Source organism: Pseudomonas sp. LBUM1657, assembly GCF_059716075.1.
In genome coordinates this window covers 4,005,588-4,026,975 of sequence record NZ_CP166799.1, presented here as the reverse complement: position 1 = coordinate 4,026,975, position 21,388 = coordinate 4,005,588, and the positions used below count along the sequence as shown (strand labels likewise).

The following is a 21,388-nucleotide window of genomic DNA, read 5'->3' as shown; positions in this document are numbered from 1 at the left end:
AACATGGAAGACCACGTGATGCACCGCAATCGTCGCAGCAGCGACCAGAATCGGCAGCCAGTCACGATAAAAAGTCAGCACCGCCAGCAACGCGAAAATGCCGAAGTGCGATTCAATGACCCCCTGTGCCTGATTGATATGCAACGCGGCCATGACCATCAAACCAATGGCAAGGCAACACCGCATCAACCGCGTTCCGCCTATTACGCGATACAGCACCGTCAGCACCAAACTCGTGCCCCCACCCACCAAAAGCGCCTGCATAAAGGTGTCGTACCAGAACGCCAGACCCAACGCGAAGAGGAACATCAGCCAGATCAAACCCAGCATGATTCGGTCGGCTTTGCGGTAGTGGTCGAGGAAACGAGGGGGAAAGGGCATGCACGCTTACTCCATGTAATTGAGCCAGGGTGAAGCAGGTCTAGGGCCAAGGCGTCCTTGAGAAACCGTGAGGAGAGTAGCCGTTTGCCATCACTCTTGGCGCGTTCGATGGGGTACACGCAAAACAATGTCAGAAATAGAGGCAAGTAGTGCTGAAATGACGCGGAGTTCGACAGGCTCCGTTGCAAAGCCTGTCTTACTCCTTAGGTCATCAGGATTTCTTCGGCGGGTAGTTGCCGCGCAAGCCACCGGACTTGTTGCCTGTTTTACTGGGCAGGTTAGGCACGACCGGGCGTGATCTGGGCTGAGGGTTGGAACGGCTGCGGGGTTGAGGTTGTTTGCTCATTGTTCGCCTCCGATAAAAGGGGACCCCCATTGTTGTTATGCAGTCATGCGAAATTCTCAATCAAACTCGTCATTCAAACCAATTAGTGCTGGTAGTAAAGTTGTCGAGCCTCCTCTCTCAGACGCATCGATTTTTCGTAGTTGGTTTCACTACCTTTATTCTTGATGACCGTCACGCCCGGGATTTTCGGTTTCAGGCTGTCGAGGTATTCCTCCTGAGCCCTTAAGCGTCGCTTGATACGACCATCCCTTGTATCTTCATCGGCGGAATCCTGGACTACGGTGGGCGAGTTATGAGATGAATCCGGATCCACGCTTTGGGTTTTCCATTGCCTAAGTGATGATGGTTTTATGGGCTCTCCCATGTTGTTGATTTTCAGCTCTTGTAGTTCTGCGCTCCCGCTTGCGGTTCCACACCCGGTGTTCGAGAAAACCACACGACCATCAGCGGTGGTGCATTTGTACACATCCGCAGCTTGGACGATGGTGGTACAAAGGGCCGCGAGTGCCAGGTGCGAAGTCCATTTCATGATGCAACCCTCAAGAAGGCTGACAACACCGCAAAACTGCTGCGACGCTCCGATTTCAGATCTTAATAGTAAAAAAGTACAGTGGCATTGATGATAGCCGCCGTGGGCAAGAGCTGCCGGGCGCACGCTCTATTATCGGACAACAGGTTTCGAAGACTGACCGCCCGTTCGCTTACCAAAACAAGACAAATAATCAGGAGTCATTGATGCAACCGATCCGTCTCGGCTTGGTGGGTTACGGCAAGATTGCCCAGGATCAACACGTTCCAGCTATCAACGCCAACCCTGCGTTTCAGTTAGTGTCTGTCGCAACGCAAGGGCAGCCCTGCGCGGGCGTAGAGAACTTTCAGTCCCTGAGCGAGTTGCTCGAAAACGGTCCGCACGTCGATGCGATTGCGTTTTGCACACCGCCGCAAGGACGGTTCGTTCTGGTGCAACAAGCGCTGGCTGCTGGCAAACACGTGCTGGTAGAAAAGCCGCCGTGTGCCACGTTAGGTGAAGCGATGGCGGTGGTAAATCAAGTAGCGGAGCAAGGCGTCAGTGGTTTGTTCGCTTGGCATTCACGCTACGCGCCCGGCATCGAAGCCGCGCGTGACTGGCTGGCCACTCGCACCCTGCGAAGCGTACAGATCGACTGGAAGGAAGACGTGCGCAAGTGGCACCCTGGCCAGGCATGGATCTGGCAACCCGGCGGCCTGGGCGTCTTCGATCCCGGCATCAATGCCTTGTCCATTGCAACTCATCTGCTGGCGCTGCCGCTGTTTGTTGAGTCCGCCGAACTGCGAGTTCCCAGCAACTGCCAGTCGCCTATTGCCGCGTCCATTAAAATGTCTGACGCGCGCCACCTCGATGTCCGCGCGGAGTTCGATTTCGACCACGGTCATGAGGAACTCTGGAGCATCGAGATTCGCTGTGCCGAAGGCATTCTGCGACTGGACAACGGAGGCGCACTGTTGAGTATTGACGGCGTGCGCCAAGCTGTATCGGAGGAGGGCGAGTACGCGGCGGTGTATCGACATTTTCAACAGCTGATTGGCGACAAAGCCAGTGACCTGGATCTCCAGCCGTTGCGACTGGTTGCCGACAGCTTTTTTGTAGGCAGTCGGGCGTCGGTTGAGCCGTTCTACGATTAGTCGAGACTGGGTTCAGCAGCCAGTTTCAATCGGTCAGCTTTACTAATGTATTTAGCCTTGCTTGGCGGTGCCAATTTGGCACTGGCCTTTTTTGCGTGGGCCTTTAATAACTGCTTTATTTTTTTACGACGATTCATATTTTCTACTCGGCTTGTATGTTCTTGAATGATGGGCGAGGTTTTGCGCACGAAGCTTAGGTAGTGAGGTAGGGCTTCACTGCCTCTTCAAGCATGTCCACCGGCTCAGGATCCATGTAGCGAAAGTCGTCGGGAACATCCCGAGAGTGAATCAGCTTGTGTTCAAGCAGACGGGCGTACTCGGCCTGCAGGCGATTCAGGTGTTCGCGCTCCATGAAATGCCGCGTTTACGGGCCTGTGTGCGTCTACAGGCGCGGGCTGTTTCCATGGTCATTTCCTCGTGAGTACCGGTTCAGCAGCCGCGGTAATACGAGTTGGGAGTATGGTAAGCGTGAATCGGGGCAGTGGCTAGGTTGTTGAGTTCCCGATACCAGCAGCGTCCGCTTTTGAGTCGGGCTGACTCTAAACAACGGCGGATGATTCTCGTATTGACATATCGATAAATCTCGATATGATCAGGTTATGGAATTGATCGAAATATTCAAAGCCCTCTCAAACCCTACACGCCTTGAAATCTTGAAAGGTTTGAAGGATCCCGCAAAGAACTTCCCTCCGCAGGATGAAGGTGACGTTCTCACGGTAGGAGTCTGCGTCAGTAGTATCCAAGAAGGTATCGGACTGTCGCAGTCAACGGTGTCTGGTTATCTTGCAACGCTGCAACGAGTGGGCTTGGTCGAAGTCAGGCGCATCGGTCAGTGGACCTACTACAAGCGGAATGAAGCAACCATCAGTGCTCTTGCCAAGATCATAGGGAAAGAGCTGTAATTTTTTTACCGCATGATATCGAGATATCTCGATATCCCTTTTTATCGATACGAGGATTCATAATGAAAGCGATGATACTTAAATCATTTGGCGGCCCGGAATCGTTCGAACTCTGCGACGTGCCCAAGCCAGTGCCGCGTGCGGGACAAGTCCTGGTGCGGGTACACGCAACCTCCATCAACCCCTTGGATTATCAGGTTCGACGTGGCGATTATCCCGACCTGGTGCAACTGCCGGCCATTACCGGACACGACGTATCAGGCGTTGTCGAAGAAGTTGGGCCGGGTGTGACGACCTTCGCTCCAGGAGATGAAGTCTGGTACACCCCGCAAATATTTGACGGGCCAGGAAGTTATGCCGAGTACCACGTTGCGGCCGAAAGCATTATTGGGAAGAAACCGCCATCACTGAGCCATCTTGAGGCGGCAAGCCTGACCTTGGTTGGCGGGACGGCGTGGGAAGCACTGGTCGTGCGTGCGGCGCTCAGGGTCGGGGAAAGCATTCTTGTACACGGCGGCGCGGGAGGCGTCGGACATGTGGCAATCCAGCTGGCAAAAGCCATGGGCGCAAGAGTGTTCACGACCGTGCGCGAAGCAAACGTTGAGTTCGCACGAAGTTTGGGTGCCGATGTGGTCATCGACTACGAAAAGGAGGATTACGTCGACGCCATCATCCGGGAAACGGGTGGCCGCGGAGTCGATGTCGTGTTCGACACCATCGGCGGCAACACACTGTCGCGTAGCCCTGACGTGCTCGCACAACTTGGCCGCGTGGTCACGATTGTGGACATTGCACAGCCACAAAACGTCGTTCAGGCCTGGGGCAAGAACGCGAGTTATCACTTCGTTTTCACAAGACAGAACCGCGGCAAGCTTGATGAACTGAGCGCATTGGTAGCGCGCGGTCAGCTGCGGCCACACGTTGGCGCCGTCTATTCGCTTGCCGACATTGCACTCGCCCATGCCCGGTTGGAGAGTCCCAACAACGGCATTCGAGGAAAAATCGCGATTGCAGTCGAGCCATCGCTCATCTCGTAAGTGCGTACTTTTAACCGTTTAAGTTATATCAGAGGAACGCCATGATTTATGAAATCGCTCTGCTCCCCGTTCACAAAGAACACATTGAAAAGTTCAGACGTGCATTTGCCGAGGTCGCTCCTTTGCTCACCCGCGCAAAGGGTTACGGCGGCCACTTGCTAGCGCAAGGGATTGAAACCCCCCAGCTATTCAACCTGATCGTGCGATGGCAATCACTCGAAGATCACACGCCGGGCTTCGAAGCGAGTGAAGACCATCGGGTGTTCATGATGGGCTTACAGGAATATTTTTCGGAAGAACCGAGGGTCTATCATATTGAGGGGGCAGCTTTTGCTACAGGCGAACATGATGAACCGAACAGCGCCGTTGGCATGGGCAATGCTAGTACCTTAAAAAGTGTGTGGCTTTAAAGCAATTGGGCCGTTGTCGGAAATTTGCAATCTTGTTGTCGCCTAATGTGATCGAGATTTGATCTGAAAATTAGTCCAACAAGCTCACAGGTTTCTCGTCCTGCATTGCTTCGACATGTCCACTGTATCGTCCTATGGATCCTTTCGGCGCAGCCGGTCGGGTATTTCAGTGACCGGCTGCGCCGAAGGGATTCAGCGGAAAATCATTGGTCAGAAGTTTTATCTTTTAAACAAATTAGGACCTGGACAGCAGTCCGTCCTGGCGTCCGCTTACCTGGAGTAGCGAACTCCTGTCGCAACCGGAGCACTTACCGAGGCCAGCATGCCCTTAACCACTCTTCTGCGTTGTAACGATCTGGTCAGCACCGCAAACTTCTATCGCGATATTCTAGGTATCACCGTCGCTGATTCTCTCGAGTCGACAATCACTGTCCAGCTACAGGATTGCAGCCTCACCTTTACCCAAGCCGATATTTGGGGCAGTCCTGTAGCCTTTTCGGGCACGTTGTACTTTGCGATTTCGCATGTAGATCAATATTACGAATCAGTGAAAGACAAGGTCGCCATCGCTTGGCCGCTTCAAGATATGCCTTATGGATCTAGGGAGTTTGGGCTCCGCGATTGCAATGGCTACTACCTTGCGTTCACGCAAATTTCGGAAGGTAGCAAAAACGTTGGCTAAGTATTCTGCTACTTCGCCATTGACCTGCCACGATCTGAGTTTCTGCCGCATACCAGCAATGTGAGTGGTTGCTTCTGGCCGACTCCTGCCTGTCGATTGATCTGCATACCTCCCAGTACTAAAGGAGGTGCCAATGAACGCTAAAGGACCATTCCAGTCTGGCGCCATAGGTTTAGGGTCAATCACATGATCAAAAGATACCGGCTGCGATGGCCCATCCACCTCTGCATCTTAAAACACGGTTCGCCTGAACACTTGATGCAGCCCCGTCTCCCGCTGAACTTCGTCAATGATGACAATCAGACGAGCCTCACAGCCTGCGATATGAATAGAAGACCTCACCTGATTTCCGGGCTTCCAGAATAAAAGAGGATTTGTCATGAGCAGCACCTTCTTCATTCCATCCGTGAACATGATGGGCATTGGCAGTCTCGACGAAGCAATGCTCGCCATCCGCAAATATGGTTTCCGTAAAGCCTTGATCGTCACTGATGCAGGCCTGGCCAAAGCCGGCGTGGCCGCCAAGGTAGCAAGCCTCCTGGCCCAGCAGGACATCAACTCCACCCTGTTTGATGGCGCCAAACCGAATCCGACGGTCAGCAATGTCGAGAAAGGCCTCGAGCTGCTTGGCCGTAGCGATTGTGATTTCATTATTTCCCTGGGCGGCGGTTCACCCCATGACTGCGCCAAGGGCATTGCCCTGTGCGCCGCCAACGGCGGGCATATCAGTGATTACGAAGGCGTGGATCAATCCGCCAAGCCACAGATGCCGTTGATCGCGATCAATACCACCGCTGGCACGGCGAGTGAAATGACCCGTTTCTGCATCATTACCGACGAAGTCCGGCACGTGAAAATGGCCATCGTCGACCGTAACGTCACCCCACTGTTGTCGGTCAACGATCCTTCGCTGATGGCAGGCATGCCCAAAGGCCTGACGGCCGCCACCGGCATGGACGCGCTGACCCACGCTATCGAAGCCTACGTGTCGACTGCGGCAACGCCGATCACCGATGCCTGTGCACTCAAGGCCGTGGAATTGATCTCGGCTAACCTGCGCACTGCGGTTGCCCAGGGTGACGACATGACCGCCCGGGAAAATATGGCCTACGCGCAATTTCTTGCCGGCATGGCCTTCAACAATGCTTCGCTGGGTTATGTCCACGCCATGGCGCACCAACTGGGTGGGTTCTACGACCTTCCTCACGGCGTCTGTAATGCGATCCTGCTGCCCCATGTCGCCAGCTTCAACGCCAGCGTATGCCCGGCCCGGTTTAAAGACATCGCCAACGCGATGGGTGTCGATACCCAGCATCTGGATGCGGAAAAAGGCGCCGCCGCGGCCATCACCGCCATCCGTAAACTGTCTTCGGATGTCGGTATTCCGAGCGGCCTCGCCGAACTGGGCGCCAAGGCTGACGATATCCCGATCCTGGCAACCAATGCCATGAAGGATGCCTGCGGCTTTACCAATCCGCGTCCTGCCAATCAGGACGAGATCGAGCAGATTTTCCATACCGCGATGTAACCGATGTAGTGACGCCAGCCAGATCAAAAGCCCCGCCTTCGGTTGAAGTGCGGGGCTTTTTTTGGGTTCTTCACGGGTACTCGACTTTGAACCCCGGCAAGTCCTGAGAAACTCGCCATTCCTTGAGTGTGCGGGTGATGCCTTCGGATGAATTGCGCGCGCGAGCGAGTTGCCTGGGCTTAGCCGAGTTGCTCGCGGTTGGAGCGATGTTGAACGTACTTCGTACGTGTACGCCCGTTCCGCTATGGGTCACTGTTCTTTCCAATACCCAACTAAAGCGTTATGAGCTAATAACCAAGAGCTTATAGCTGATCGTGAAGTTTTATAGTGGCTTAGTTATATGGTCAACCTTCTATCTTTAGAATAAATGGTGATTAGTCACAGATGCTTTTATGTCTTTATGATTGGTCCTACAACAACTCGTGAGACAGGAGGTAGCTCGATGACAATTCAAATCAAACCCGTAGCTGGCCGAATTGGTGCGCAACTGGAGGGTGTGAAACTTGGAGGGAATATTAGTGCCGAGCATTTCGAAGTTATTAATCAAGCGCTGCTGAAATATAAAGTTCTGTTCTTTCGCAACCAACATCTGGATGACGCACAGCACGAAGCTTTTTCCCGGCGCTTCGGTGATCAGGTACCGCATCCGACCGTACGTTCCGCCGAGCAAAGTGCCGCCATCCTGCACCTGGACGCCAAGGAAACCCGAGCCAATTCCTGGCACACCGATGTGACCTTTGTCGCTAATTATCCGAAGATATCCATCTTGCGCGGTGTGGTTATTCCACCTTATGGCGGTGACACGGTGTGGGCCAATACAGCGGCGGCTTACACCGACTTGCCCGAGCCATTAAAACAACTGGCAGACAGTCTGCGCGCGCTGCACACCAACTTATATGACTATGCGGCGCCACGAAATACTGACGAGTCGGGTATCAAGCGTTATCGCGAACAGTTTACCGCCGAAGTCTATGAGACCGAACACCCTTTGGTGCGGGTGCATCCTGAGTCGGGCGAAAGAAGTTTGTTGTTGGGGCACTTTGTTAAACAGATTCAGGGCGTCAGCAATAGCGATTCAAAACAACTTATTCGTCTGTTCCACGATCGTATTACCCATGTCGACAACACCGTGCGCTGGCGCTGGCAGGAGGGCGACGTGGTGATCTGGGACAACCGCGCCACGCAGCACATCGCGATTAACGACTATGGCGATGCCCAGCGAATCGTGCGCCGAACCACCATCGACGGTGATGTGCCGGTTGGCGTTGACGGTCGTTTGAGCCAAGCGCTCAAGCCAAGCCCGGATACCCGCTCGCCGAAAACCGAAGCCGATAAAAAACACCTCGCTGCGTAACAAACGAGTCTCATCGACACAAGGAAGGTTTCTACATGGAACTCAAAGGTATTCCCCTGTTTCACAAAGGCCGCATCGCTGCAGTACTGGCTGCGCTTCTTGCAATACCCTTGGCGCAGGCCGATGTATTGCGCATCGGTGTAGCGACGGCCGGCGGCGGTGACCCGGTAACATTCAGTGGCTCGACCTTGGGCATTGTGCGCAATCAGCAACTGCTGGAAAAGGCCTTCGCTGGAACCGGTACAGAGGTGCAATGGTTCTTTTTCAAGGGGGCTGGCCCCGCGGTAAACGAAGCCTTGTCGAACCAGCAGCTTGATTTCGCCTACCAGGGCGATCTGCCCGCAGTAGTCGGGCGTTCCAATGGACTGGACACCAAACTGCTGGCCGCACTGGGTGTACGTGCCAACCTTTACCTGGCAGTTCCCAAGGGATCTCAGCTCAGAAGCATCGGAGATCTGAAAGGTAAAAAGGTGGCGGTCTTTCGTGGAACCAACGGCCATCTGGTGACGATCAATCTTTTGGCGGAGCATGGCCTGACCGAGCGCGATATCAAGGTAATCAACCTCGATACCGGAAGCACTCAGGCAGCATTGGTATCCAATGGAGTAGATGCCGCATTCGGCGGCCGCGAATTGTTCAAGCTTCGCGATCAAGGCCTGATCGACATCGTTTATGACAATCCCACTCAGGATGTGCGCTACACCCGGCAGACTGCACTGGTGGTTCGGGGCCGCTATGAGAAAGCACATCCGGACAATGTGCAAAAGGTTGTCGATACGCTGGTGGACGCGGCGAAATGGACATCGGATGACAGCCATCGTGAGGCTGTCTTCACTGAATGGGCCAAGAGTAATGAACCCGCAGAATCACTACGCGCCGACTTTACCGGCGTAAGCCTCAGGGACAGAGCCTCGCCTCTGGTCGACAACTTTCTGCTTGGCCGCTATCAGGCCGTGGCGGACCAGGCCAAGGAAGAAAAACTCATCCGTCGCCCCGTCAGCATCGACGGCTGGTTCGAGACCAGTTACTTGCAAAAATCCCTGAAAACCAAGGGGCTTGAAAACTACTGGACGCCCTACGGCCCGGATGGCAAACAGCCGGCTGGCAATGCAGTAGCGACCGCGACCAGCAAGCAAGGGAGCTAGGCAAATGGCCAGGGCGCAGACCGTCAGATTAGAGCAGTACGCGACGCCGGCATTGCCGACCGACAACGTCAAACGCTTGCCACCGTCACCGGCCCGTTCAGTACGCAAGGTAGAGGTGCTGCGCACGTCAGCCTGGTCCTTCAATCTGGGTGATAAAGCCATGCCCTGGCTGTTGCCGCTGGTGTTGCTCGGCTTATGGTACTTGGGGGTGGAACGCGGTTGGCTTTCAGAGCAGGTGCTACCACCGCCAGGCTACGTTTATCAAACTTTGTCGGACCTGGTCACCTCCGGTGACCTGTGGCTGAACGCGTTCGCCAGCTTGCAACGGGTGGTCGTCGGATTTGCGTTGGGCGCATTCGTCGGTATAGCTCTGGGCTTGGCCATGGGACTTTCCAAAACTGTAGAGGATTATCTTTTACCCACCTTCAACGCGCTGGTGCAAATACCGGTACTGGGCTGGTTGCCGTTTGCCTTGCTGCTGTTCGGCATCGGCGAGACGCTCAAGTATGTGCTGATTGCCAAGGCGGCCATGGTGCCGATCACTCTGTGTACTTTGCAGGCTTTCCATCAGGCACCCAAAGGGCTGTTGGAAGTCGGCCGGGCCTACGGCTTCAGCCGTCGGCAAAGCGTCACTTCCATCGTCTTGCCGGCGGCCATCCCGACGCTGTTCACTGGTTTGCGTCTGGGCTTCACCAAAGCCTGGTTATCGCTAGTAGTGGTCGAGTTGGTGGCATCGAGTGAGGGGCTGGGTTACCTGATTGTCTATGGGCGCCAGCTGTTTCAACTGGACTTGGTCATGGCGGCCGTTGTGGTGGTCGGTGCTCTCGGCCTGTTGATAGACCGCGGTTTCGATTACCTGGAACAACACTTGAATCGTGGTCGGCCAACTGCCGGAGGGCGACTGTCATGAGTGCGATCATGTCAGTAGGTAGTCGTAACCGCCGATATCGCGGATGGGTCTTGCCAATTGCCGCTCTTGTCGTGTGGTGGCTGGCTTCGAGCCAGGGCTGGAGCCAATCGGGCTTGCTCGTTTCACCGGAAAAAGTCGCCACCACGGCCTGGGATCAAATTGCCTCGGGCAAATTCTGGCGGGCAATTTCTGCCAGCCTGGCGCGTAACCTCAGTGGCTTTTTTATCGGTACCACGCTCGGCCTGATACTGGGTTGCCTGCTGGGCCTGTCACGGTATTTCCAACGTCTTGTAGGTCCGAGTTTCAATACCTTCAAACAAATTTCTCTGTTCGCCTGGATCCCGTTGATCTCCGTGTGGTTCGGCCTGGGCGATGTGGCCAAGGTAGTGTTCCTGTCACTGGCAGCGCTGGTACCGGTGGTGGTGAATACCTGCGACGGTTTACGCAATGTCCCACCCAACCTGTTGGAAGTGGCGCGGGTGTACGGCTTCACCCGTTGGCAAACCATCATCGGGGTAATGCTTCCCGCCGCCTTGCCGTCGATTTTCACGGGGATTTACCTGGCGCTGGTCTATTCCTGGCTGGCGACCATCGGCGCCGAATATTTGTTGGTATCGGGGGAGGGGATCGGCAACACGCTTATTGATGGCAGCGAACATTTCATGATGGACCTGGTGTTATTTGGAATGGTGGTTATCGGCCTGGTGGGCTGGGGCCTCAACGCATTGGCCCGGACACTTGAGCGGCGCATGCAGCGCCTGTACGGCATCGCCCCTCGTTGATTGGCACTTTCAAAAGGATTGCAACATGCTCAACAACAGCCTGACCCTCGAAAACATCAGCAAGCGTTTCGCTTCCCGACCGGGCAGCTCGACTCAATTGCAAGTACTCGACAACATCCACCTCGACATCGCTCCTGGGGAGTTCATCAGCATCGTCGGCGCCAGCGGCTGCGGAAAATCCACGCTGCTGCGACTGATTCTTGGACTGGACGAAGAATACGACGGGCGCATCCTGCTGGATGGCAAACCCATCGAAGGCACGGGCCTGGACCGTGGCATCGTATTTCAGGACCACCGCTTGTTCCCCTGGCTCAATGTGGAGCAGAACGTCGCTGTTGGCCTCAAGAATTCACCCCTGAGCGCTGGGCAGAAACGCGACACCGTGCGCGAGCACATTGAACTGGTCGGCCTGCAAGACTTTATCGATGCCTATCCTCATCAGATATCCGGCGGCATGGCGCAACGCGTGGCCATTGCCCGCGGCTTGGTCAATCGCCCGAGCGTGCTGCTACTGGATGAACCGCTGGGTGCCCTCGATGCCTTGACCCGTGCGCGCCTGCAGGGCGAGCTGCAAAACATCTGGGTCAAGGAAAAGATCACCATGATCCTGGTCACGCACGATGTTGATGAGGCGGTATTCCTGGGTGATCGCGTGGTGGTGATGCAGCCCAACCCCGGCCGAATCCGGCGCATCCTCGATATCGATCTGCCGCGTTCACGCAACCGCAGTGACAGCCGCTTCATTGCCCTGCGCGACGATGTGCTGAGCGATTTTGCCGAGCTGCACTGAGTCTCTGCGCCTGACGACGTGCGCAGGCTTGTTTTTCAAACTCACTTTTTTCAGGGAACGGGAAATGTCCGAACGCCAGCTCAGCCTCAACCTATTTATCTATCCCAACGGCCATCACGAAGCTGCCTGGCGTCACCCGCAGTCGGTGCCGGAATTTTCCATGGATATCGGCTATTACCAGCAACTGGCACTGCGCGCTGAACGCGAGAAACTTGATGCGATTTTCTTTGCGGATTCGCCGTCACTCGCTGAAAGCGGGCATGAGGGTTTGCGCATTCGTTTCGAACCCATCACCTGGCTGGCAGCGATTGCCGCAGTGACCCAACGCATAGGTCTAATCGCCACGGCCAGCACGACCTACAGCGAGCCCTACAATCTGGCCCGCTCGTTCAGTGCGCTGGACCACCTCAGCAAGGGCCGCGCCGGCTGGAACATCGTTACCACTTCCATGGCCGCTGCAGCCGCCAATTTTGGCCTGGATAAACATCCCTCGGCGTTTGACCGCTATGCCCAAGCCGAAGAATTCGTGCAGGTGGTCGGTGACCTGTGGGACAGCTGGGAGGACGATGCGCTGGTGCTGGACAAGACTTCCGGGGTGTTTGCCGACGGTGACAAGGTGCATGCGATCAACCACGTGGGAACCCACTACAAAGTAAAGGGCCCATTCAACTCTCCGCGCTCGCCACAGGGGCGGCCGGTGCAGGTGCAGGCTGGGTCTTCTGAAGATGGCCGTGATTTCGCCTCCAGGCATGCCGAAGCGATTTTCACCGCGCACCAGACCCTGCAAAGCGCGACCGAATTTGCCAACGATATCCGTGCTCGGGCGAAGGCGGCGGGGCGCGATCCTCGCCAGCTGAAAATTCTCCCGGGCATCAGCCCCTACATCGGTAGCACCGAAGCCGAAGCCCAGCGCAAGTTCGACGAGCTCAACGAACTGGTGTTGCCGCACATCTCGTTAGGTCAGCTACGCCGCATGTTGGGGGTCGACCTGACCGGGCACGATCTGGATGCGCCGTTCCCGCGCCACCTGATCAACTTCGACAGCAGCGAAAGCCAGTCAAGCCGTTTCAAATTGATCATCGACATTGTCGACCGCGAGAAACCGACGCTGCGCCAACTGATCAATCGCCTGGCTGGTGCTCGTGGGCATTGGGTGCCGGTAGGTACGCCGGTGCAGATTGCAGACTTGATCGAGCAGTGGTTCCGCAGTGGTGCCGCCGATGGTTTCAACGTGATGCCGCCAGCGTTCCCCGAAGGCTTTGAAGTGTTCCTCGATGAAGTGCTGCCAATACTGCGCAAGCGTGGCCTGTTCCGCAGTGAATATGCGGGTAGTACGCTGCGCGAGCATTACGGCTTGAATCGCCCGGATTCACGTTTTTCCTTGAAGTCCGCCTGAGCGATCTTACAAGACGCCCGAGGCTGCTCGTGGGGCGTTTAGTTCCTGCAGGTGTGCGCCTTTGGTCAGCTAATGACGAAGCCAGTCCCGACCTGAAACCTTCAGGCTTGAATGCTTGCAGGTTTTAGTGTGATGCTTTTTGTGGCGACCTTAACAGTCGAAGGGATGTAGATTTATCTGCAAAAAGCACAACACCGGCGCTAGGCCGGTGTTGTGCTTTTTGCAACGTTTTGACTGGGGTGGCAGCGCGCAGCGCCATCCAGCCTCGTGCCTTAGAAGCGGTACTTCGCCGAAGCAGTAATGCTACGTGGTGCGCCGTACGTCAGGGCACCATAGGCGTCGAAGATGTCGAAGTACTTCTCGTCGGTGATGTTGTCAGCATTCACCTGAGCCGATAGGTTTTCGGTGATCTCATAGCGCGCCATCAGGTTGACCAGAGCATAGGCATCCTGCTGGATCTTCTCGGAATTGCCTGCCGGGTTGGTGGCATAGGTGTAGATCGAGTCCTGCCAGTTAACCCCGCCGCCAATGGTCAGCTTTTTGAAAGCACCTGGCAGACGGTAGGTGGTAAAGGTCCGCAGCAACTTGGTCGGGTAGAGTGTGTTGACGTCGTCGCCGTGGGCGTCTTCAGCCTTGAACTGGGTGTAACCCACCGATGCATTCCAGTCGGTCGCCAGCTCGCCGGAAACTTCCAGCTCGAAACCTTTGCTGGTTGCGCCTTCACTTGCCTCGTAGGCGAAGCCGCCGACGGGGTTCGAAGGATCGATCAGCTCGCCGGTGTTCTGGCCCAGATTATCCTGTTTGATCTGGAAGATTGCAGCGGAGGCGTTCAAGCGGCCACCGAAGTATTCACCCTTCAGACCCAATTCAGTGCTCTCGCCAACGATCGGTTCCAATTCCTGGCCATTGCGGTCGCGTACCGATTGCGGCAGGAAAATTTCCGTGTAGCTGGCATAGGCCGAGAGGTTGTCGGTGAGGTCGTAGACGACGCCTGCATAGGGAGTCAACTCATGATCGACATCGGTCTTGCTCACTTCCGAGAAGATGTCATCACTGGTCTTCTCGTACCAGCTCTCACGCGCGCCAAGAATCACTTTCAAATCGTCAGTCACGTTCAGGCGGGTTGCTGCGTACAGCCCTTTTTGGCGGGTCTCGCTGTAACCGTAGTCGGTCCGCGGGCCCCATACCGGCTCTGCGAAATTGCCGTTGTAGGTATCGAAATCGGCGATACCGTCAAAGCCTGTTTGCGCGTCGAGTGAATCGGCGTCGAACTTCTGCTTGCTGTCCACGTAACCAAAGGCCAGTTCGTGCTGACGGCCCAGGAACGAGAACGGGCCATTGAAGCGGATGCCATAGTCATCCTGGGTGGTCTCGGTCTTGTAGGTCGCCGGGAACGAGAACATGCCAGAGCTACCGTTCCTGCCTGGGTTGCCGGAGAGGTAGAGCAGGGAGGAGTCGCCGGTGCGCTCGCCACGGTTGTAGCTGAGGTTAACTTGCCAGTCGTTGGCAAAGGTGTGATCGAGATTGACGAAGTAGGTCTCGTAGGTGGTGTCCCACTTGCTCCATTTGGCGGAGGTCGACTTCGAGCGGCTCCAGTTGGTGCGGCCGCCGTCTGCGTACCAGACTGGCAGGCCACCCCACATTGGAGAGTCGGCGTTGCTTTCTTGTCGGCTCAAACCGAACCAGAGCGTGGTGTCGGGCGTCAGGTCGATATCCATTGTGCCGTACAGGGTCTGGCGCTTGTTCGAGTTCATGTCGATCCAGGTGTCGCCTTCGTTAGTCTCCCCGACCAGCCGCGCTCGAATAGTGCCTTCCTCGTTCAGCGCCGTGGATACATCGGCCTCGACGCCATAGGTATCCCAAGTGCCGGCGCTCAGTTCTACTGAACCTTTCAGATCCGTACTGTTGGCGCGCTTGCGCACCATATTGATGGACGCGGAAGGATCTCCCGCACCGGTCATCAGACCGTTGGCACCGCGCACTACTTCAACGCGGTCATACATGGCCAGGCTGCTGAAAATTTCCCCCGAACTCCATGGCTGCTCGTAGATGGTGGGCACGCCATCGATCATCAGCGAGTTGAGTTCAAAACCACGGGCGTTGAACTGCGCCCGGCTTGTCTCGTAGCGGTTGACGGAAACACCGGTGGCATTGTTGACCACGTCGAGGATCGTATGCAGATCCTGGTCCTGGATGCGCTGCTGGGTGATGACGCTGACCGACTGCGGTGTCTCCCGCAGCGACATGCTGAGCGGCGTGGCCGTGCGTGCGGCCTCGGTGGTGTATGAGTGAGTGTCTTCGGTGACCGCACTGCGTTCGCGATTGGCCTCCTCCGTGACAGAGATCGGTGTCAAGGTCAGAGAACTCCCTGTCTCCGTTTGCTCAGTCTGTTCCGCCGCCTGCACGGAAGGCGCAGCGAAGGCGAGACCGGCTGCAAGCATGTGCACTGCGAGAGCCAAGGGGCGCAGCGCCAAAGGCGCGCGCGGCATCATAACGGCGTTTTGTGAACACAGGGAGATTGGGGAGGACATGCGAACTCACATTTGGCGTTGGTATTATTTGAGAATCGATATCATACGCAAATGACATTGGAAGAGGAATAAGGTTAATACGCATTTGAGAATATTTATCATGTGTGGTAGCGTCCAGTGCATCCCCTGACCTGACTGTTTCTCGCTAATGGCCTCCTGTGAACCCCATTCTCTGACCCAACTGGTTGAGATCCATTACGAGGAACTCAAGGGCTATATTCAGCGCAGAGCCGGCTCATCGGTCACTGCGTCGGACATTGTTCAGGAAACGTGGCTGCGCGCGGCCAGGCATTCGAACAAGCAACCTGACAAGCCACTGGCCTATCTCTATCGCACGGCCACTAATCTGTTGCTGGACAAACAGCGCCAGGATACGACCCATGGCCGTTTCCTTGGCGAAATCGAGTTGGCGGAGGAGATCGAATGTCCGTTGTCGCCACCGGACAGGGCTGCCGGTATCCGTCAGGAGTTGGAAATACTGTCCGATGCGCTGGACGATCTGCCGGAGAAGTACCGCGCAGTGTTTCTGCTATCCCGGTGCGAAGGATTCACCATGCGGGAGATCGCCGCGCAACTGAATATCAACGAAAGCACCGTCGAAAAGCAGATCGCCAAAGGTATGCAGCACTGCCGTGCACGCTTGGAACGGGCTACAGCAAGACCCCGTACAGGCCTCTTCTGACCGCAGATGGATATTGCCGGATGGTAGGTTCACCGTTCCAAAGCACGGGGCATTTAGGCGTCAGGTGCAGCAAACGCTCAACTGGAGATAGAAATAGAATTGCCGTCAGGGTCTTTAGCATTGGCAAAGGAATAGCCGTCCTCCCTGTGCGTAGCTCCTAATTTCAGGCCTTGTGTCATGCACTGTTCTTTGAAACTCTCAACGTCCTTGATATCAAAGACAAACTTGACTGAATGAGCTGCGTAACTCCTCGATGACCTGATTGATCGTAGGTCCTTGGGTTGCCGGTGGCTCCGGGTTTTCGCCAAATTCACGCCAGATGAACAGCGTCAATTCCGCTCCATCAGTCAGCGACTGCGCGTTCTCGTTTGTTGCGAAGGTTTCCAGAATTCTGTACTTCCCATTCTTCCAGAACAGATCTTCGACCCAGTGGTACACCGGAATGAAGTGAAAATGGATAGGGAAGCCAGGGGCATGGCCGAATCGACTGATGTAGAGCCACTTAGGCTTTAAGTGCGACTCAATGGTCTTTTGAATGGTGGCGAGCAGGCCACCCAGTTCTGCCAGTGCACCGTCGGATAGCTCAGCCAGCGAGTTGACGTGAATCCTCGACCCCAGCATCAGGTAGCCGGGGAGGGCTGACGACAGGTGATGATTGAGTATCCAATGATCGGTTTCATGAATGATGAATCGTGGTGCAATTTCCATGTGCGTTGGTGTCCTTCGTCGATCGGTCATACAGACTATCAAGGCATCACAATGTCGTCTTTTTTTGGCCGATTCCTGCCTGTCACGACCGACCGAAATCGACCCGGATCGAACGTTTTCGCGCAATGACAGACCGCAACATCCGGGGACGTGAATTGTTCTCCACCGCACCGCCGTATAGCACTTGATCAGGACGCAATTCGCGAACTCACCCCCACCTCTATAATTTCACCACACCCAATAGCGCAACTCGTGAAAATCCATTTCCTTGCGCTCGGGTGTGGCTGCTGCGGCTCGCATTGTTCATCACGTCGTAGAGGCGCAGGCCGATCTGTCTAGTCCTGAACTAGGTTTACACCTTCTGATCTTTTTCAGGAGGGCGCTATAGGCTGCATCGTTCGGCACTTGGGGAATGTGCTGCATCCCCAAAACTGTTGGCCGGTGTTGGCGCCGCTTTTGAAAGTACGCACCACCAGCGCATTGCCACAGCGCGGGCATAGGCGTGAAGCTGATGGATCGTTGCGCTGCTTCAGATGTTGCACATGCTCACGCCGGGTAGCGAGCGTCGGCGCCAGACGACCTGCTTGCAAGGTATCCAGCATGACCGTCACCTGTGCCTCGCTGAACACCGGTTGCCGGAAGGACTTGATGTAGCGGATCGAGCCCATGCTTTGGGTGACATTGGCCGGCATATGGGTCTTGAAGGTGCTCCCGCCGACAAAGGCGATGACCGAGTGCACAGACTCTGGGTCGATCCCCAGCACGGCTTGCAGTGCTTTCACGTGCTTGTAGTTCTGGTGAATCGGGTTCTGGAATTTGAAACGCTTTCTGTAAATCTGTTGCGTCCACTGAGCCTGTCTTTCACTGCCGAAGATCCCCCCCCTTCATGTTCTTCGTCTCCAGCACGAAAATGCCGAAGGGCGAAACAAACACATGGTCGATCTGCGTGGTGCCATCCGGTGTGGTCAGCGTTACGTCATGCAGACGGCGGTAGATCTGACGATCCAATAGAAAGTGTGCAAAGCCCCGTACGAGCTGTTCACCGAACCAGCCTTTGAAAATGCGCGTTTTCAGCAGCCAAAACACCAGCATCAGCGGGAGTAGCCAATTCAGGGTGTCGAATAAGGGTTGCAGGATAACGGAGATGTTCACATGGCAATCCTTTGCAGTGAGAGGGACGTCTCGTTGTGCTACCTGATACTAGCTGCCAGTTAAGTTTTGGGGGCAGACTGTCTTGCTTGGGTACGCGGTCAAGCTACCCCGCAGCACGCAAAACAAAACGGGCGCCTCGTAAGGCGCCCGCCCAACAGTAATTACCCTGCATAAGCACGGAGTTGACACGCTACCGGGACGGTCGGCTTTAGCGTTTGATCAGGGAAATCTTCGTTCCTTCGATGCTGACCCCGGCCATTAATCCTTGCTGGTCGAAAATGAACGCGTAGGCATCGTCCTTCAGCGTTGAGCTGGACAGATTCTTCGAGATCCCTTCATCCACCACCACAACAGTGGGGCCTACGCCGATTTCCCAGCCCTTGGTTTCGCGGATGTAGTTCACGGCTTTATCGGTCATCAGGAACACCACATAGCCATACGACTGAGCGCCTGCCTGCAGCCCCCATGACCCGGTGACGGAGTTGTAATAACCCTCCACTTTCTTGCCTTTCAACAATTCGCCTTCGCCATAGCTGCCACCAAACACAAGGCCCGCCTTGATGATTTTCGGGAAGACAAGAATCGCTTTGGCGTTCTGCGAAATGGTTTGGGCAAAGGGCGTGGCCTTGTAGAGCGTTTGCAACGCTTGCTGAGAGTCGGTATCCAGATCCTCGGCGGTTGCCGCACCTGCGTTGTTCAAGAAACTCGCCGATGCCAGGGAGGCTGTCGCGAGGACGATCGATAGGAAGAACCGCAATGGCTGAGTCATTTTCGTACTCCGATACGGGAGCATTGGATGTGAGCAGCAGTCAGCGCCTGCACACGGCAGAATCCGAGCCTGCTGAAAATTATCCGGCGCACCCTAAAGTGTTTGAACACTACTGGCTTTGCCGTTGAATGAAGCAGGCCAGGGGCCTTTGATCATTGGCGATGCCATCACTTGCTTTGACCTCTGGGTGTGAGCCGGGTTCGTCGTCAGAGAGTGCCATTGGCCGATAGATGTTAGTTGCGAAGGGCTGCAACCAACCCAAAGCAGCCGCTTGCAGATCATCCCCGGGCCGTTCACGCTCATACCTGATCCATAACCTCGGTCACCCCCCGATCCTCACCCAGGAACCCGCCACTCTGATGGTGCCACAGCCGCGCATAGAGGCCGTTCTTAGCGAGCAATTCGGTGTGGGTGCCCTGTTCGATGATGCGTCCATCATCCATGACAATAAGTCGATCCATCGCCGCAATCGTGGACAGCCGATGGGCGATGGCGATTACGGTTTTGCCCTTCATCATTTCATCGAGGCTTTCTTGAATGGCCACTTCGACTTCCGAGTCCAGCGCGCTGGTAGCCTCGTCAAGTAGCAGGATCGGGGCGTTCTTGAGCATCACTCGGGCAATCGCGACGCGCTGGCGCTGGCCGCCCGACAGCTTGATACCGCGCTCGCCCACCAAGGTGTCGTAGCCGGTGTGACCTTGCCGGTCGCTCAGTTGGCTGATGAACTCATCGGCCTGGGCATTGGCCGCGGCACTGCGGATTTGTGCGTCGCTTGCATCGGGTCGGCCGTAGGCGATGTTGTCGCGAATGGAACGGTGCAGCAGGGAAGTATCCTGGGTGACCATGCCGATGGCGCTGCGCAGACTGTCTTGTGTCACGTGCGCAATGTCTTGCCCGTCAATGCGAATCTGCCCGCTGTCGACATCATAGAAGCGCAGCAGCAAGTTGATGAGCGTGGATTTGCCCGCGCCGGAGCGGCCTACCAGGCCGATTTTTTCGCCCGGGCGAATGTTCAGGCTCAGGCCATCGAGCACTTGGCGTTCGCCATTGTAGTTGAAGCTCACATTGTCGAAGGTTACCGCCCCGCCGGAGGTCACCAGCACGCCCGCGTTCGGCGCATCCTGCACCTTGGGGCCGCGGGTAAGGGTTGCCATGCCATCTTGCACGGTGCCGATGCTCTCGAACAGCGAGGTCATTTGCCACATGATCCAGTGCGACATGCCGTTGATACGCAACGCCATGGCAGTAATCGCCGCCACGGCACCGGTGCCGACTTCGCCCAGGTGCCACAGCCAAAGTGCATAACCGCCTGCTGCCATGATCAACGCCACCACCAACGCTTGGTTGACGATCTCGAATTGGCTGACCAGGCGCATCTGGCGAAAGCCGGTCTGCTTGAAATCCTCCATGGCCGCGCGCGCGAAGTGCGCTTCACGATTGGAATGGGAGAACAGTTTCACTGTCGTGATGTTGGTGTAGGCGTCTGAGATACGTCCGGTCATCGAGGAGCGCGCATGGGCTTGTTCCTGTCCGACTTTCCCCAAGCGGGGCACGAAGTAAAGCATGGCCAGCCCGAACAACACGATCCAGGCAAGGAAAGGCAGCATCAGTTTCAGTGCGAAGCCGCCGGCCAGTGCGATGATCGCGATGAAATACACCCCGATTCCGGGTGCGATCTCGATAAGGGTGAACAGCACGTCGCGCACGGCCAGCGCAGTCTGCATCACCTTGGTGGTGACCCGGCCGGAGAACTCATCGGAAAAGAACGAAAGGCTTTGCCGCAGCATCAGGCGGTGGAAGTCCCAACGCAGCCGCAACGGCAGATTGATCGCCAATATCTGGTGCTGCACCATGGTACGCAACGCCACCAGCCCGATGCTGGTCAGCATTACGATGCCCATCCCCCACAACACGCGACTTTCCTGCGCCGCCGCATCACCACCGGCTTGCCAGGTCGAGAGCAGATCCACGACCTGGCCGAGGAAAGAAAACAGCCAGGCTTCGTAGATCGACACACCGGCACTGAGCAGCGCAAATACGAGAATATAGCCGCGTGCGCCCCGTGTGCACGCCCAAAGGAACCGAGCCAGGCCTTCGGGTGGCGGTGGTACCTCGTCGGGTGGGAAGGGGTCGAGTCTTTGTTCAAATGCGCGAAGCATGGTGGTCTCCGAAACGATCAAGTTAAGGAGATTCTGCCATTTAAAGGTTGCTTTGAGGGTTA

21 protein-coding genes and 1 pseudogene are annotated in these 21,388 nt (G+C 55.9%); 13 read left to right on the top strand and 9 right to left on the bottom strand.

Annotated features, from left to right (window positions below):
• Window positions 1-592: 592 nt before the first annotated feature.
• Both ACA055_RS18640 and ACA055_RS18635 read right to left on the bottom strand, forming a co-directional pair.
• The gene (locus tag ACA055_RS18640) at window positions 593-727 is read right to left on the bottom strand and encodes a hypothetical protein (RefSeq protein ID WP_497679996.1); all 135 of its coding nucleotides are present in this window, start codon (window positions 725-727) and stop codon (window positions 593-595) included.
• An 82-nt stretch (window positions 728-809) separates the two neighbouring features.
• Window positions 810-1,256 (bottom strand): DUF4124 domain-containing protein, encoded by a 447-nt coding sequence (locus ACA055_RS18635; protein WP_497679995.1) that lies wholly within the window; start codon window positions 1,254-1,256, stop codon window positions 810-812.
• A gap of 206 nt (window positions 1,257-1,462) precedes the next feature.
• Here ACA055_RS18635 and ACA055_RS18630 point away from each other — a divergent pair, with 206 nt between their 5' ends.
• Window positions 1,463-2,389, top strand: a complete 927-nt coding sequence (locus ACA055_RS18630) for a Gfo/Idh/MocA family protein (RefSeq protein ID WP_497679994.1) — start codon at window positions 1,463-1,465, stop codon at window positions 2,387-2,389.
• Here ACA055_RS18630 and ACA055_RS18625 read toward each other — a convergent pair.
• Together ACA055_RS18625 and ACA055_RS18620 are read right to left on the bottom strand one after the other, a co-directional pair.
• Window positions 2,386-2,526 carry a DUF2986 domain-containing protein gene (locus tag ACA055_RS18625; protein ID WP_497679993.1) on the bottom strand — a complete coding sequence of 47 codons (141 nt, stop codon included), beginning with the start codon at window positions 2,524-2,526 and terminating at the stop codon, window positions 2,386-2,388. The two genes, ACA055_RS18630 and ACA055_RS18625, sit on opposite strands and share 4 nt — an antisense overlap.
• A 56-nt stretch (window positions 2,527-2,582) precedes the next feature.
• Window positions 2,583-2,741 carry a cellular communication/signal transduction gene (locus ACA055_RS18620; RefSeq protein WP_497679992.1) on the bottom strand — a complete coding sequence of 53 codons (159 nt, stop codon included), beginning with the start codon at window positions 2,739-2,741 and terminating at the stop codon, window positions 2,583-2,585.
• Between the two features lie 247 nt (window positions 2,742-2,988).
• Between ACA055_RS18620 and ACA055_RS18615 the strand changes: the two genes are divergently transcribed.
• The 11 genes from ACA055_RS18615 to ACA055_RS18565 all read left to right on the top strand — a co-directional run bounded on the left by ACA055_RS18615 (window position 2,989) and on the right by ACA055_RS18565 (window position 13,325).
• Window positions 2,989-3,291: an ArsR/SmtB family transcription factor gene (locus ACA055_RS18615; protein ID WP_497679991.1), complete on the top strand. Its 303-nt coding sequence runs from the start codon at window positions 2,989-2,991 to the stop codon at window positions 3,289-3,291.
• 62 nt (window positions 3,292-3,353) lie between these two features.
• On the top strand, window positions 3,354-4,328 hold the full coding sequence (locus ACA055_RS18610; protein ID WP_497679990.1) for a zinc-dependent alcohol dehydrogenase family protein: 975 nt from the start codon (window positions 3,354-3,356) through the stop codon (window positions 4,326-4,328).
• Window positions 4,329-4,369: 41 nt separating this feature from the next.
• On the top strand, window positions 4,370-4,738 hold the full coding sequence (locus ACA055_RS18605; protein ID WP_497679989.1) for an antibiotic biosynthesis monooxygenase family protein: 369 nt from the start codon (window positions 4,370-4,372) through the stop codon (window positions 4,736-4,738).
• A gap of 322 nt (window positions 4,739-5,060) precedes the next feature.
• Window positions 5,061-5,420, top strand: a complete 360-nt coding sequence (locus ACA055_RS18600; RefSeq protein WP_497679988.1) for a VOC family protein — start codon at window positions 5,061-5,063, stop codon at window positions 5,418-5,420.
• A 379-nt stretch (window positions 5,421-5,799) separates the two neighbouring features.
• Window positions 5,800-6,948 carry an L-threonine dehydrogenase gene (gene yiaY, locus ACA055_RS18595; RefSeq protein WP_140679976.1) on the top strand — a complete coding sequence of 383 codons (1,149 nt, stop codon included), beginning with the start codon at window positions 5,800-5,802 and terminating at the stop codon, window positions 6,946-6,948.
• A 442-nt stretch (window positions 6,949-7,390) separates the two neighbouring features.
• Window positions 7,391-8,302: a TauD/TfdA dioxygenase family protein gene (locus ACA055_RS18590; protein WP_497679987.1), complete on the top strand. Its 912-nt coding sequence runs from the start codon at window positions 7,391-7,393 to the stop codon at window positions 8,300-8,302.
• 35 nt (window positions 8,303-8,337) lie between these two features.
• Entirely contained in the window at window positions 8,338-9,447 is a 1,110-nt protein-coding gene (locus ACA055_RS18585) for an ABC transporter substrate-binding protein (protein ID WP_497679986.1), read from the top strand.
• Between the two features lie 4 nt (window positions 9,448-9,451).
• Window positions 9,452-10,357: an ABC transporter permease gene (locus tag ACA055_RS18580; protein ID WP_497679985.1), complete on the top strand. Its 906-nt coding sequence runs from the start codon at window positions 9,452-9,454 to the stop codon at window positions 10,355-10,357.
• Window positions 10,358-10,365: 8 nt separating this feature from the next.
• On the top strand, window positions 10,366-11,139 hold the full coding sequence (locus ACA055_RS18575; protein ID WP_497679984.1) for an ABC transporter permease: 774 nt from the start codon (window positions 10,366-10,368) through the stop codon (window positions 11,137-11,139).
• Window positions 11,140-11,164: 25 nt separating this feature from the next.
• Window positions 11,165-11,929: an ABC transporter ATP-binding protein gene (locus ACA055_RS18570; RefSeq protein ID WP_497679983.1), complete on the top strand. Its 765-nt coding sequence runs from the start codon at window positions 11,165-11,167 to the stop codon at window positions 11,927-11,929.
• A 64-nt stretch (window positions 11,930-11,993) separates the two neighbouring features.
• A complete protein-coding gene (locus tag ACA055_RS18565; RefSeq protein WP_497679982.1) occupies window positions 11,994-13,325 on the top strand; it encodes an LLM class flavin-dependent oxidoreductase in 1,332 nt (443 codons plus the stop codon).
• A gap of 272 nt (window positions 13,326-13,597) precedes the next feature.
• Here the strand turns inward: ACA055_RS18565 and ACA055_RS18560 are convergent, their stop codons facing one another.
• Window positions 13,598-15,679 (bottom strand): TonB-dependent siderophore receptor, encoded by a 2,082-nt coding sequence (locus tag ACA055_RS18560; RefSeq protein WP_497679981.1) that lies wholly within the window; start codon window positions 15,677-15,679, stop codon window positions 13,598-13,600.
• 325 nt (window positions 15,680-16,004) lie between these two features.
• Here ACA055_RS18560 and ACA055_RS18555 point away from each other — a divergent pair, with 325 nt between their 5' ends.
• Window positions 16,005-16,538 carry an RNA polymerase sigma factor gene (locus ACA055_RS18555; RefSeq protein ID WP_497679980.1) on the top strand — a complete coding sequence of 178 codons (534 nt, stop codon included), beginning with the start codon at window positions 16,005-16,007 and terminating at the stop codon, window positions 16,536-16,538.
• 213 nt (window positions 16,539-16,751) lie between these two features.
• Here the strand turns inward: ACA055_RS18555 and ACA055_RS18550 are convergent, their stop codons facing one another.
• The 4 genes and pseudogenes from ACA055_RS18550 to ACA055_RS18535 all read right to left on the bottom strand — a co-directional run bounded on the left by ACA055_RS18550 (window position 16,752) and on the right by ACA055_RS18535 (window position 21,326).
• Window positions 16,752-17,246 carry an HIT family protein gene (locus ACA055_RS18550; RefSeq protein WP_497679979.1) on the bottom strand — a complete coding sequence of 165 codons (495 nt, stop codon included), beginning with the start codon at window positions 17,244-17,246 and terminating at the stop codon, window positions 16,752-16,754.
• 371 nt (window positions 17,247-17,617) lie between these two features.
• Window positions 17,618-18,338 (bottom strand): annotated as a pseudogene (locus ACA055_RS18545) (nuclease-related domain-containing protein).
• A gap of 268 nt (window positions 18,339-18,606) precedes the next feature.
• Window positions 18,607-19,167, bottom strand: coding sequence for a lipid-binding SYLF domain-containing protein (locus ACA055_RS18540; RefSeq protein WP_497679978.1), 561 nt, complete (start codon window positions 19,165-19,167; stop codon window positions 18,607-18,609).
• Window positions 19,168-19,466: 299 nt separating this feature from the next.
• Entirely contained in the window at window positions 19,467-21,326 is a 1,860-nt protein-coding gene (locus tag ACA055_RS18535; protein ID WP_497679977.1) for an ABC transporter ATP-binding protein, read from the bottom strand.
• Window positions 21,327-21,388 lie beyond the last annotated feature (62 nt).

Excerpts from the sequence above, each read along its gene's own strand:
- ACA055_RS18640 (WP_497679996.1), bottom strand. The coding sequence starts at position 727 with ATGAGCAAACAACCTCAACCCCGCAGCCGTTCCAACCCTCAGCCCAGA.
- ACA055_RS18635 (WP_497679995.1), bottom strand. The coding sequence starts at position 1,256 with ATGAAATGGACTTCGCACCTGGCACTCGCGGCCCTTTGTACCACCATC.
- ACA055_RS18630 (WP_497679994.1), top strand. The coding sequence starts at position 1,463 with ATGCAACCGATCCGTCTCGGCTTGGTGGGTTACGGCAAGATTGCCCAG.
- ACA055_RS18625 (WP_497679993.1), bottom strand. The coding sequence starts at position 2,526 with ATGAATCGTCGTAAAAAAATAAAGCAGTTATTAAAGGCCCACGCAAAA.
- ACA055_RS18620 (WP_497679992.1), bottom strand. The coding sequence starts at position 2,741 with ATGGAGCGCGAACACCTGAATCGCCTGCAGGCCGAGTACGCCCGTCTG.
- ACA055_RS18615 (WP_497679991.1), top strand. The coding sequence starts at position 2,989 with ATGGAATTGATCGAAATATTCAAAGCCCTCTCAAACCCTACACGCCTT.
- ACA055_RS18610 (WP_497679990.1), top strand. The coding sequence starts at position 3,354 with ATGAAAGCGATGATACTTAAATCATTTGGCGGCCCGGAATCGTTCGAA.
- ACA055_RS18605 (WP_497679989.1), top strand. The coding sequence starts at position 4,370 with ATGATTTATGAAATCGCTCTGCTCCCCGTTCACAAAGAACACATTGAA.
- ACA055_RS18600 (WP_497679988.1), top strand. The coding sequence starts at position 5,061 with ATGCCCTTAACCACTCTTCTGCGTTGTAACGATCTGGTCAGCACCGCA.
- yiaY (WP_140679976.1), top strand. The coding sequence starts at position 5,800 with ATGAGCAGCACCTTCTTCATTCCATCCGTGAACATGATGGGCATTGGC.
- ACA055_RS18590 (WP_497679987.1), top strand. The coding sequence starts at position 7,391 with ATGACAATTCAAATCAAACCCGTAGCTGGCCGAATTGGTGCGCAACTG.
- ACA055_RS18585 (WP_497679986.1), top strand. The coding sequence starts at position 8,338 with ATGGAACTCAAAGGTATTCCCCTGTTTCACAAAGGCCGCATCGCTGCA.
- ACA055_RS18580 (WP_497679985.1), top strand. The coding sequence starts at position 9,452 with ATGGCCAGGGCGCAGACCGTCAGATTAGAGCAGTACGCGACGCCGGCA.
- ACA055_RS18575 (WP_497679984.1), top strand. The coding sequence starts at position 10,366 with ATGTCAGTAGGTAGTCGTAACCGCCGATATCGCGGATGGGTCTTGCCA.
- ACA055_RS18570 (WP_497679983.1), top strand. The coding sequence starts at position 11,165 with ATGCTCAACAACAGCCTGACCCTCGAAAACATCAGCAAGCGTTTCGCT.
- ACA055_RS18565 (WP_497679982.1), top strand. The coding sequence starts at position 11,994 with ATGTCCGAACGCCAGCTCAGCCTCAACCTATTTATCTATCCCAACGGC.
- ACA055_RS18555 (WP_497679980.1), top strand. The coding sequence starts at position 16,005 with ATGGCCTCCTGTGAACCCCATTCTCTGACCCAACTGGTTGAGATCCAT.
- ACA055_RS18550 (WP_497679979.1), bottom strand. The coding sequence starts at position 17,246 with ATGGAAATTGCACCACGATTCATCATTCATGAAACCGATCATTGGATA.
- ACA055_RS18540 (WP_497679978.1), bottom strand. The coding sequence starts at position 19,167 with ATGACTCAGCCATTGCGGTTCTTCCTATCGATCGTCCTCGCGACAGCC.
- ACA055_RS18535 (WP_497679977.1), bottom strand. The coding sequence starts at position 21,326 with ATGCTTCGCGCATTTGAACAAAGACTCGACCCCTTCCCACCCGACGAG.